We start from the raw sequence: 11,568 nt of genomic DNA, 5'->3' as shown, positions 1-11,568 counted from the left end.
TCAGGGAGAAGGTCAGGATGAGGGAGTCGAGAAGTCAAAAGCCCTGAGTTTTCATCCCCTCACCCTAGCCCTCTCCCTGAGGGAGAGGGAATTACTGCACTGCCAACAGCTTAAGTTGTGACTGGTGACGCTACGGTCTCTCGGGTGACGACCCAAAGTGTACCCATCTCGTGTGGTTTGGTTTAGGACCACAGTACTCTGGCGAAATTCCCTACATCTTGCTAGAGCATGTGAAGCTGTGCGCACAAAACAAACTTTAGTCCCTGCCCCTCTTCCTGCCCAATTCCCTGCTGACTATTGGGAATATATTGTTGGGAGTTTAGACGAGGGGGTCTTTGTCCTCAATCAAGAGTATCGCCTTGCCTTCGTCAATCCAGCAGCCGAGCAGTTGACCGGTCTGTCAGCAACACAGGTGCACGACCGCCCATATACTGAGGTCTTTGCCAGTAATCCTTGGATTGTCACGATCATTAAACGGATGCTTGCCTCTGGACACCGGTCGACCGCTGGCGAAGGTGACCTGCAGAACCGCTTTCTCCGCGCAACCCCGGTTCGCCTTATCTGCTCTCCGATTATTACCAATGACGGTCAGTTTCTTGGAGTTGTGGCGGCCCTCCATAATCTCTCGCATCAGAAAGAGATGGCACAAGAGGAACAAGAAACTATACGGCTCGCCCAACTCAGCGTCATCGCAGCAGGCCTCGCTCATGAGATTCGTAATCCCTTAGCCGGAATCCGCGGCGCTACACAATTGCTGCAAGGACGCGTGAAAGAAGATGCCTCAGCGTTCGAATATACCACCGTCATGCTGCGGGAGATTGATCGATTAAGTAATCTGCTAGAACAGTTGCTTCAGTTGTCCCCTCGTACACGCTTCACACCACAACCGCTGAACGTCCATAAAGTATTGACAGATGTTCTGTTGCTTGAGCATGGCACAGCACCGAAAGGGCTCAAAATCGTTACCCAGTTTGATCCCAGCTTGCCGGATGTCGAAGGCGATGAAACGCAGCTTGCCCAGGTTTTTCGCAACGTTATCAAGAACGGCATGCAAGCGTTACAGGGAATTCGCGGGGGCGTATTGACGGTGACGACCCGTATCGCCTCCGATTTTCATATTCTGCGTACCACAACTACTGCACTGCCAGTGCTCGAACCTCCGCTCCCAGCACCTGCAGAAGGAACACTCCGATCCCGAAAAGCCCCCCCTCCGCCTGACCAGCCTGCGGCATCGCCATCCCCGCGCATGGCTCGCTTTCTCTCTGTCGATGTCAACGACAATGGCCCTGGAATTGCCACAGAACACCTCGGTCAGCTCTTTACCCCGTTCTTCACCACTAAGACTGGCGGCACCGGCCTCGGCCTGGCAATCAGTCAACGTATCGTCGTCCAACACGGTGGCCTCATTCGCGTTGACAGCGACGCTGGACACGGCACGACTTTTCATATCTATCTTCCTGTCGCCTCGTAACATACAGTTATGACACAACCTGCTATTCTCATTGCCGATGATGAAGACCTTATTCGCCGTGTCCTCGCTGACGCCCTGAGCGAAGAAGGCTACACCGTAGAAACTGTCCCTTCAGGAAAGCTCGCCTGGGAGCGACTACAAGCGCAACCATTCGCCTTGGCTTTTGTCGATATTCGCATGCCTGACCTCACTGGACTCGACCTCCTCCTTCGGGCTCAGGAAGCGCAGCTGCCAACGTCCATCATCATTATGACCGGGCAGACCACCCTCACGAATGCTGTCGAAGCAATGAAACGTGGGGCATTCGACTATCTCCCCAAACCCTTTGATCTCGAAGAAGTCAAAGCCCTCGCTGCTCGCGCATGTGAAGCGCAGCGCCTCGTCGTAGAGGATTCCACGCCTGCACTCGCAACCCCAGGAAAGAGCGAGCAGATCATCGGCCACAGTGCCGCCATGCAGGAAGTCTATAAAGTCATCGGGCGAGTGGTCAAAAACGACGCGACGGTGCTCATTCAAGGAGAAAGTGGTACCGGCAAAGAACTGATCGCTAAAGTCATTCACCGTTATTCTGCACGCTGGCGAGCGCCGTTCGTTGGCATCAACTGTTCGGCGATCCCGATGGATCTGCTGGAAAGCGAGTTCTTCGGCCACGAACGTGGAGCCTTCACTGGAGCAATCGAGCGGCGAGTCGGCAAATTCGAACAAGCGGCAGGCGGGACGCTGTTCCTCGATGAAATCGGCGACATGCCACTGGTGTTGCAAGCGAAACTCTTGCGCGTCATTCAAGAGCGCGAGTTCACCCGCATTGGTGGGCGTGACACGATCAAATCTGATGTGCGCATTATTGCTGCAACTAACAAAGATCTGGCCGCAGCTGTCCGAGAACATCTCTTTCGTGAGGATCTCTACTTTCGCTTGCGGGTCGTTCCTATCGCTTTGCCGCCATTGCGACAGCGACGCGAAGATATTCCTGAGTTAACCACGTATTTCCTTGATAAGATCAACCGTTCAATGGGCACCTCGGTCACTGGCATCTCTCCTGACGCACAGACTGTGCTTTTCCAGTATCTGTGGCCTGGGAATATCCGTGAGTTGGAGAACGTCTTGTTACGAGCGGCAGTCCTCGCTCCTGGACGCATGCTAACGGTCGCAGACCTCTCCCTGCCTAACACCGATGCACCCTTACCAGAAGACTTGACAGAGCTGCCACTCGAAGACGTTGTCCGTCGCAAACTCAGGCCTTATTTTCAGCGATCATCGGGCACCATCCCCACAGGCCTGTACACCTCAATCATCGAGCAAATTGAAAAGCCGCTGATTGAGCTCACGCTAGAATACACAAGCGGTAACCAGTTGAAGGCAGCGGATGTGCTTGGCGTCAATCGCAATACCTTACGGAAGAAGATTACTGATTTGAAGATTGAAGTACGGAAAGCAGGGACTGGGGGATAAATCAAACCACGAAAGATTCATACACTCGCGCTGTCACCCTGAGTGCAACGAAGGGCCTCTCAGAGAGATTCTTCGCTGCGCTCAGCATGACACGGTTCAGTGTCTGTCGTGTAACGTGTACGAATGTTCTCGGGTCTGATTTAGGGGTCGGGGATCGGGAACCGGGGGGTCGGGGGTCAGAAGTCAGGAAACGAAGAAACTCACCCATCGTATCTGCGTAGATTAAGCACCGCCCCCGTTGGTCCTGAACGTAGCGACAGCGAAGTCGAAGGATAAATGGCACTGAAAGCATTGAGTTCGCAAGTAAAGGGAAAACAAACAGTTATGAATCAACAAAGCCAACACCCGGCCCCTGGCCCCCGCCCCCCATTCTCCTTCCCCAGTCCCCTCTACACCATAGCCGACACACTCGGTCGACCAGAGTTGTCCTTGATTGAGGTCGCTGAGAAACTCTGCGCTGGTGGCGCAAAGATTCTCCAACTGCGCGCCAAAGATCTGCCATCACGCGATTTTCTTGAGATTTCACACAAAGTGAAAGCAATTTGCCATCGCACTGGGTGTGTGTTCATTGTCAATGATCGCGCAGATATTGCCCTTGCTGTCGAGGCCGATGGCGTGCATGTCGGCCAGGAAGACCTCCCGCTCGAAGCTGCACGCAAAATCCTCGGCCCTCAGAAGATCATCGGCGTTTCAACTCACGACCCACAACAAGCGCAAATAGCTGAACGCGATGGCGCGGATTACATCGGGTTTGGCCCAATGTACGGTACGACAACAAAAGCGACAGGATATACAGCCCGCGGACGTGAGCAACTCCGTGAAATCCGCGCGCAGGTTCGCTTGCCAATTGTCGCCATCGGCGGGATCACGGTAGAACGTGCTGCTGCAACCCTCACTGCTGGTGCCGATGCTGTCGCGATGATCAGCGAGCTGGTTCTCGCTCAGGATACTGCAGCTAAGGTGCGGGAGACGTTAGACCACCTGCGTATTGGTTGATTCGCTCGTTCCCAGGCTCTGCCTGGGAACGTCATGCGCACGAGGCTCTGCCTCAGAATACAATAAGGGTTGAGCCCTTCAGACAGTGCAGGCCCAGGCTCCGCCTGGGCCTGAGAATAATTCGCCTGTCTACTTCATCCCCTGAATCACATGCGTGGCGAACTCCGTCATCCCATTGTGGTCTGACGCAATGGCCACTTGCTTGACACCTAGCGCTTGCATCGCCCGAACTCGTTCTTGAATTTCCTGAGCTGTACCAGTCAATGTCGTTTCCTTGATCATCTTTTCCGTCACGAGCGACGCATGTTCCGGCTTAAACGCTTCGCAATAGCCTGTGTAGAGATCAAGGTGGCGGGTCTCGATCGGCGCGTTAGGAGTGCGATACGCATACTTAAACGCCATTACGTCGTCGCGAATATCGCCGGGTAATTCATGTGGATCATTCACCGAAAGGGCAAAAATGTTGCACTCAGACGTCACCAATGGCCCCACGGCCTGCTGGAGGTCCGCTAAAGTTTCACCTGGCTTGGTCAGATGAAAGGCCGTGAGTACCAGAATATATAAGTCTTCGACTCGTTTGCCCGCACGTTCAGCTCCGCGGCGGACGTGGCTTAGTGTGTATTTCAGCAGACTGTCACCCACAGTGCCAAAGAGAATGACACCGTCACCAACTTCCCCCGCAAGTTCGAGCGTTTTTGGTCCACTCCCAGCAATCAGCACTGGAATAGGCTCTTGCAGATTGATGTACCCACTATCGGGATTGAGAAACTTAATCATGCGGCGCCGGTCCCCTTCCTCGTACGGAACGGTCTCGCCACGCCACAGCCCACGGCAGACATCGATGTGCGTACGCAACTGCGCCAGCTTTGCGGCTGGCATTCCCATCGTCCGGCGCGTTGTGTTGCCGGTACCAATACCCATGACCACTCGTCCTGGTGCGAACATGTTGAGAGTGGCAAAGTTACAAGCCGTGACAGGCGCAATGCGGGAGCTGGGATTGGTCACATTGGTGCCAAGTTTTATTTTCTTGGTCGTCGTCGTACACAAAGCCAGGCACTGAAAAGCATCAGACCACACCAGCTGCGAATCGCCGACCCAAACGTGAGTGAAGCCATTGTTTTCGGCAAAAGCCGCATCTTTGTGCGTTTCTCCATTCGCCAGAAAGATCACTCCAAAGTCCATGATTGCCTCCTCAGAACCCTTGCACATACGCCGCAATATCTGTCACTGCTTGTGCATCAAGTATCGAAGGATAGAGTCGTGGCATTTTCTCCGAAGGATTCTCGATCCAGTTGATGGTGGCTTTCATATCGAGCCGCGTGCGTACGGCTTTCAACGCCGGGCCAGAGCTGCCTTCTCCCTGGTTGCCATGACACGCTGCACAGTTCTTGCCGAATAGCTCTTTGCCGCGTGCGACATCTGCAGGTGCAAGTGCTGCGGTGGTCACCGCTGGTGCGGTTGTCGTCGCTGCCTGTGGTGCCGGAGCTACCGACTTCGCGTGTTCTGGCAGTGCGTAGATCACCAGGTGCGGTTTGCCACCTTCACCAAAGGACAAGCGCGAGGACACATTGCCTGAAGTGAAGGCCACATACTGAGTCCCACCAAGTGCGTATGTAATCACACCACCAGCCATTGCACCGCCAGTCGCTTGTTTGAGTAATACTTTGCCAGTTGCAGATGCAAAAACCAGCAGATTGCCAGCCATATCGCCGGTGAATGTCACACCACCTGCGGTCGGTGTAACCCCTGCGACCACAGGTGCCTCAGCATGATATTCCCAACGCAGCGCACCCGTATCGGGATGCACGGCTCTCACCCACCCACTCTTGGTGTCGTCCATGGTGTAACTGCCACCCAGCAGAAACTGGCCGGGCCGAAACTCAACCTCATCGGACTTGAACACTGCACACTGGTCGACAGAGCCCACCACAATGTGTTTGGTTAGCTGATCGTAGGCTGGTCCATTCCATTCGACCCCACCTAGTGGCCCTGGGCAACCATGCACACCTTGTGTGGTGGGATCACGATCGGGTTTCTTGATGGTTGTCACCGGAACTTTGAAGACGCGCTTTTTGGTTTCACGGTCGACGCCATAGAGAAACCCATCTTTGCTGCCAATCGCGACCATCGGGCGCCCCTTGCTGTTCCAGTACAACATCGGTGCGGCGGCAACATCGAGATCAAGGCCGTCGTTGGTCAGCATCTGATGCCACCACTTGAGTTGCCCCGTGCGCGCGTCGAGCACCACCATACTGTCAGTGAACAGATTGTCCCCTGGCCGATGACTAGGCGCAAAATCAGGCGCAGGGTTTCCGACCGGGACGAACACCTCACCGCTTGACATGTCGAGGGTATAGGTCGTCCAGCTCCCACCGCCGCCGTAACGCGCACTGTTCGGATCTTTCCAGGTTTCTGCCCCAACCTCTTTGCCACGTGGGATCGTGTAAAATCGCCACACCTCATGGCCGGTGTTCTGCTCGTACGCCATCACCCGTCCACGTACGCCCCAGTCGCTACCAGCCGCACCAGTGATTATGAGTCCCTGCCACACAATGGGAACAGAGCTGAAGAATTCTCCTTGTCCGGGATCACCAGCCTGCTGCTGCCACACCGTCTTGCCAGTTGCCGCATCTATGGCCAACAGACGGGCATCCGGGGTGCCACGAAACAACCTCCCATTCGCGAAGGCAACGCCACGGTTAATCTGGTAGAGCTCCTCCTGCTCAGGCTTGTAGGTATTGCGCCACCGCACCTGGCAGTTCGTCGGATCAATCGCCAACGTGTCATGCGCATTGGTGAGATACATCGTGCCGTCGATCTGGATGAGCCCAGCCTGGAATGTTCCTGAGTCATCAACTTTCAGACGACAGACTTCCTTCAACGATGCAGCATTCTGTGTGTTGATTTGATCGAGCGACGAATATCGTTGACCGTTGACCGTTCCATTGTAGGTGGGCCAATTGGTATCCGTTGGACCAGCAGCCTTGCCTGCACTCGCGGCCAGCAACATGGCCGCTATCATTACTGCGGTCGATGTGCGGCGCAGCATCATTCTCCTACCCTTCATAGCATCTCCTCCCTGTATTCTTCTGTTGTGGTAGACACTCTGCCAATATGGACGTTCGTATATTGCAGAATTTCGCGATCGAGTCATGGGGGAATTGTGGCATTGTGACATTTCATCATCGGGTCATCGAATCACTAAGGAAACTATTCTTGAATCTTTAAAATTCGCTTGCGTCTCTGTCAGGAACTCCCTACAGTCCGCAGAAAGAGACAGTACGTGCCATCACATCGAGGGAAAAACAGAGAGAAAAAGGAGGAAACTTATGGCTACAGGACAGACTGTCACATATAGTTTTAATCACCGGCATCTGGTCGTTGACGATGTACCAAAGACTGTCGCGTTCTATGAGAGCACGCTTGGTGCCAAGCGAGTCCAGGAACTGGAGTTTCGTGGCAAACCCATTGTCCGTCTAGAGCTGGACGGTTTACCGCTCACCATTTCTCAACAGATTCACGTTGGGGTAGGCGATCATATTGGCTTGGCCGTTGATGACTTTGAGGCGGCAGTCGCCGACCTGCGCAACAAAGGAGTCGAGTTTATCGTCGAGCCGACAGACATGGGGTTTGCCAAGTTTGCCTTCATTAAAGATGCCGCCGGGAGAACACTGGAAGTGATCCAGTATATGAAACAAAATTGACGGCAGGACGGATGACGAAGGCTCCAGCAATTCACCATTGCTTGTATCTGTATTCCCAGCTTTTGACCCTCACCCCAGCCCTCTCCCTGCCAGGGAGAGGGGACTCTGCGGATCAACGCTACGACCGCGCACGAATCTCATTCAGGATCGGTTCAACATATTCAAGGCACCGTTCAGGGTCTTCACTCATGGGGAAATGGCCAAGCCCAATCATCGTCTGGTACTTCGCTCCCTTGATGCGCCGCGCCAGCTCTTCTGACATCTTCGGCGTACTCGCCCAATCGTATTCGCCAGTCAGGAGGTAGACGGCAACTTTGGAAGTATCAATTTGTTCTGCGGTCTGACTTAAGTCATGATCGACTGAATAATAATAGAGGTCGCCTTTGAAGACCGGCGGTGCACCTTGACTGTACACCCACGTGGTTTCACGACGGAACTTCTCTGGAGCGGTCGGCGCCATCAGGCCAAACATCGAACTTGCTTTAAACTCATTGCTCACGCGCGGATGGTTCCAGGCATCGCGATACCCACCCGGCGTCGCTATGGCCGCTTCCAGCCCGATCACCGCACGGAATGCATTAGGGTAATAAAGGGCAAGATCCGTCGCGAGATGCCCACCAATCGAACTGCCCATATATACCGGTCGATCCAATCCCAGTTCACGACTCAACGTCACCGGCACTTTCATGAGAAAGTCTTTGGTGAGCTTATACTCCTCTTTCCACCATTCCTTGCCGGTCGGCGGCACGGACTTTCCATGGTACGGCAAATCATACGCGATCAGACGAAAGTGCTGCGCCAGGCGATCATTCTCAAGAAAATGGCGCCACTGTCGTCCATCAGCACCAGCGGTATGTTGCATCACTACTGGTATGCCTACTCCATGCTCTTCGAAATAGACTCGGTATTCAACGTTGTCGATCGTCAAATAGACATAGCGTCCGATTGCTTTGTCAAAACGCGCCATAACTCACCCTCCACATCAGTTTGCCAGTGCCCGCATGATGTCGAACAAGCGACGCACCGCCGGATAGTACGAGTAGAGACTTTCCATGTCTCCAGCTACTTTGAAGCCGTGATGCGTCATCGCGCCCCAGAGATCGACATAAAACGGTTTCGGAATACGCTCCAGAAACTTTTGCCACTCGCTCGTCGGTGCAGACACGACAAGATGCACGGGAGTCAGAAACGCAATGGCCTGATGTCCTGAGGTAACATCTGCAATACGCCCTTTCTCTATTTGCAACAGCAACAGTTCATCGCCCATTTCTAATCGTAAATTCGTATCCCAAAACCGCGCCGCCAGGCGGAACTCAGGATCATTATTCGCAACTTCTTGTAGCTTCTCAAAAGCCATCGTGACGTCTCCTTTTTGCCGCTTTCAACTATCACGCCCCGCCTGCTTGTGCAGTCACCACCACTGCCTGCAAGGTCGAGCGAAACGGTGCGGCTCCACCGTGCTGCGCTAAGTCCTGTGCTACGGCATCGGTGATGGCGTCCAGCGACGCTCCGCGGTCTTGCAGTGCTGCGCTGAGTGGCGAACCTTGTAAAAAACCTGTCGCTAATGCTTTGGCACTCTCACTGTGAGCCGGGAATGTAACAGTCTCAAGCTGGACGTTGGCAAAGCCATTCGTCGTCAGCAACTGCCGTAAGACGTGATGATCATTAAAAATAAAAGGCGTGAAAAACTGTGGTGGATCAGCGGGAAATAACCTGGCAAGTGTTTTATGAGAAATATCCACGAATGGATTCGTAGCGATAGTGTCCCACACGTTGAAGGCAAACAAACCGCCCTTGCTCAGGACCCGACGGGCTTCGCGAAAAGCGGCTTGCTTATCGGGAACAAACATCAAGCCGAATTGACACACGACCGTAGGGAATGAGGTGTCAGGAAATGGCAGGGCGGCAATATCTGCTTGCTGCCAGTCAACATTCTGTAGAGTTCCGAGTTTCACTTGCGCATAGTCGAGCATCGGTTGGCTCAGGTCAGTCGCGATAATTTTCACACTTGGTGAGAGATGCGCACGTAACTGTCGCGTAACGATCCCAGTGCCGCAAGCCATTTCTAACACCGGGCCAGCACCATGAGCCGCCACACGCCGAGCGAGGTCGATAGCGTATGGCTCAAACAACACCGGACCGAGATAGCGATCGTACAGTTGGGGAATGGACCCTGAAAAACTGAGAGTTGGTTCTGCCATAATGTCCTCCACGAAAAAGCAGTCTGATTAGGTCGCATCAGTGTCAATGAACTCGCTTTCAGAGGAAGGGAGAGGAATAAGATCACCCTGCGCACGAAGACCTTCCAGGTGAAAATCAATTGCTTCTTTGATGAGTACTCTTACGTCCTTACGTGTCTTTGCGACAGCGATACAACCTGGAAGATCAGGAACATGGGCACCCCAACTCGACTCGCCTTTTTCAATAATGACGAGATAGCGCATTGCGTCACTCCTTTAAGCCAGCTTGCTTGAGGATGCTGTTTAAAGTTCCAGGTGGGATATCTACGCCAAGCTTACCAGCAACGGTTACTGTACCGCGTTTGATTGGGTGGTGAAACTGACGGTGGTCACCTCTGGTCCGCACGAGAGACTACCCGTCTGCTTCAAGCATCTTGATGAGATCCCGAACCTTCATAAATCTTTGGCAAAAGCACACGGACGCAAAGCTTCTCGGCCTTCAGGTCGTAGGCATTATCACCCTACTTCCACCGTTTGATAACTGCTTTCGAGAACGACTCGATTGTCTCGCGTGGATCGGTCACAGCTTGGATTGCCACCTGCTTCATTCCGGCCTTTTGCATGGCACGAATGGAATCCATGACTTCTTCGCGTGTGCCAGTCAACGTCGTGGCGCGAATCATTTTCTCGCTCACAAGCGCTTCATGTTCTTTCTTAAAGCCCTGCAGATATTCGCTATACATTTTCAGATGTCGCGTCTCGATCGGTTCGTCCGGTACGCGATAGGCATTCTTGAACGCGACCAGGTCCTTGCGCAGGTCGGCAGGCAATGCCTGTGGATCAGGGCACGAGAAGGCAAAGATATTACTCGACGATGTGACAAATGGTCCCACGGCTTTGCGCACACGTGAGGTTTCGAGCTTTTCGCCTGGTTCGGTCAAATGAAAGGCAGTCATACACAGTGTGTAGATGTTCTTGGGGTTGCGCTTCGCGCGCTCCGCACCCGCGCGGACATGATCCATACAAAAGTGAATCAGGCTCGGACTCACTGCCCCAAAGAGGATGACACCATCGGCAATCTCGCCTGCCAGTTCGAGCGTCTTGGGACCGCTGGCGGCGATGTAGATAGGCACTTTCTTCTGTAGGTTAATCGCTCCGCTTTTGGGATTGAGGAACTTAATCATGCGCCGGCGTTCCCCCTCTTGGTATTGGGTAGTTTTGCCGCTGAGCAAATCCCGACAAACACGAACATGTTCACGCAACACTTCCAGACGCGCAGCCGGCATACCTAACGTCCGACGAGCAGTGTTGCCGGTGCCAATACCGAGAATCGTCCGTCCAGGCGCCAGAGCATTGATCGACGCAATCGAACACGCTGTGAGCGGCGCAATGCGTGACATGGGATTCGTCACGCCTGGCCCCAGAAAAATTTTCTTCGTCTGCACTGCACTCAGTGCCAGTGCGGCATAGACGTCACTCGTCAACATCTGCGAATCATACAACCACGCATGTGAAAACCCACGCTTCTCCGCCAACCCGACAGTGGGCGCAATGTTTACGTCACCAAAGAATACAAATCCAAAATCCATCTCCCATCCTCCTTGTCGGGCCGCTCAGTTGGACAAGATTTTCATAATACAGGACTTACGCTTGAGGACCACAAGTATCATTTTAGGGATATGATTACCAAGAAGCAGTACGTCGAATATTTGGTGAGCACGCCGAAGAATTGCACCTGTACGTATCTGGCCGAGCATTTGGAAGA

Annotated in this window: 11 protein-coding genes and 1 pseudogene; 4 read left to right on the top strand and 8 right to left on the bottom strand. The window is 53.6% G+C overall.

Features of this window, described 5'->3' with window-relative positions:
* Positions 1–157: 157 nt before the first annotated feature.
* The 3 genes from FJ147_23870 (at position 158) to thiE (ending at position 3,919) form a co-directional block, all read left to right on the top strand.
* Positions 158–1,471, top strand: a complete 1,314-nt coding sequence (locus FJ147_23870; GenBank protein ID MBM4258927.1) for a PAS domain-containing protein — start codon at positions 158–160, stop codon at positions 1,469–1,471.
* A gap of 9 nt (positions 1,472–1,480) precedes the next feature.
* A complete protein-coding gene (locus FJ147_23865) occupies positions 1,481–2,923 on the top strand; it encodes a sigma-54-dependent Fis family transcriptional regulator (protein ID MBM4258926.1) in 1,443 nt (480 codons plus the stop codon).
* Positions 2,924–3,199: 276 nt separating this feature from the next.
* On the top strand, positions 3,200–3,919 hold the full coding sequence (gene thiE / locus FJ147_23860; GenBank protein MBM4258925.1) for a thiamine phosphate synthase: 720 nt from the start codon (positions 3,200–3,202) through the stop codon (positions 3,917–3,919).
* Positions 3,920–4,048: 129 nt separating this feature from the next.
* On the opposite strand, the gene FJ147_23855 is transcribed toward thiE, so the two are convergent.
* Both FJ147_23855 and FJ147_23850 read right to left on the bottom strand, forming a co-directional pair.
* Positions 4,049–5,128 carry an LLM class flavin-dependent oxidoreductase gene (locus FJ147_23855; GenBank protein ID MBM4258924.1) on the bottom strand — a complete coding sequence of 360 codons (1,080 nt, stop codon included), beginning with the start codon at positions 5,126–5,128 and terminating at the stop codon, positions 4,049–4,051.
* Complete coding sequence (locus tag FJ147_23850; protein MBM4258923.1) at positions 5,112–7,097, bottom strand: c-type cytochrome; 1,986 nt, start codon at positions 7,095–7,097, stop codon at positions 5,112–5,114. Before FJ147_23850 ends, FJ147_23855 begins: the two co-directional genes overlap by 17 nt.
* Here FJ147_23850 and FJ147_23845 point away from each other — a divergent pair.
* Positions 7,072–7,623 carry a VOC family protein gene (locus FJ147_23845; GenBank protein ID MBM4258922.1) on the top strand — a complete coding sequence of 184 codons (552 nt, stop codon included), beginning with the start codon at positions 7,072–7,074 and terminating at the stop codon, positions 7,621–7,623. The two genes, FJ147_23850 and FJ147_23845, sit on opposite strands and share 26 nt — an antisense overlap.
* A gap of 118 nt (positions 7,624–7,741) precedes the next feature.
* On the opposite strand, the gene FJ147_23840 is transcribed toward FJ147_23845, so the two are convergent.
* The 6 genes and pseudogenes from FJ147_23840 to FJ147_23815 all read right to left on the bottom strand — a co-directional run bounded on the left by FJ147_23840 (position 7,742) and on the right by FJ147_23815 (position 11,392).
* Positions 7,742–8,590: an alpha/beta hydrolase gene (locus tag FJ147_23840; protein MBM4258921.1), complete on the bottom strand. Its 849-nt coding sequence runs from the start codon at positions 8,588–8,590 to the stop codon at positions 7,742–7,744.
* A 15-nt stretch (positions 8,591–8,605) separates the two neighbouring features.
* A complete protein-coding gene (locus FJ147_23835; GenBank protein MBM4258920.1) occupies positions 8,606–8,980 on the bottom strand; it encodes a hypothetical protein in 375 nt (124 codons plus the stop codon).
* 31 nt (positions 8,981–9,011) lie between these two features.
* Entirely contained in the window at positions 9,012–9,824 is an 813-nt protein-coding gene (locus FJ147_23830; GenBank protein ID MBM4258919.1) for a class I SAM-dependent methyltransferase, read from the bottom strand.
* A 27-nt stretch (positions 9,825–9,851) separates the two neighbouring features.
* Positions 9,852–10,067 carry a type II toxin-antitoxin system HicB family antitoxin gene (locus FJ147_23825; protein MBM4258918.1) on the bottom strand — a complete coding sequence of 72 codons (216 nt, stop codon included), beginning with the start codon at positions 10,065–10,067 and terminating at the stop codon, positions 9,852–9,854.
* A gap of 4 nt (positions 10,068–10,071) precedes the next feature.
* A pseudogene (locus tag FJ147_23820) lies at positions 10,072–10,260 on the bottom strand (addiction module toxin, HicA family).
* A 64-nt stretch (positions 10,261–10,324) separates the two neighbouring features.
* Positions 10,325–11,392, bottom strand: coding sequence for an LLM class flavin-dependent oxidoreductase (locus FJ147_23815; protein ID MBM4258917.1), 1,068 nt, complete (start codon positions 11,390–11,392; stop codon positions 10,325–10,327).
* Between the last annotated feature and the right edge of the window lie 176 nt (positions 11,393–11,568).

This window comes from Deltaproteobacteria bacterium (genome assembly GCA_016874775.1).
GTDB lineage: Bacteria > Desulfobacterota > Binatia > Bin18 > Bin18 > VGTJ01.
The sequence above is the reverse complement of the archived record's forward strand: the minus strand, read 5'-3'. Positions and strand labels throughout refer to the sequence as shown.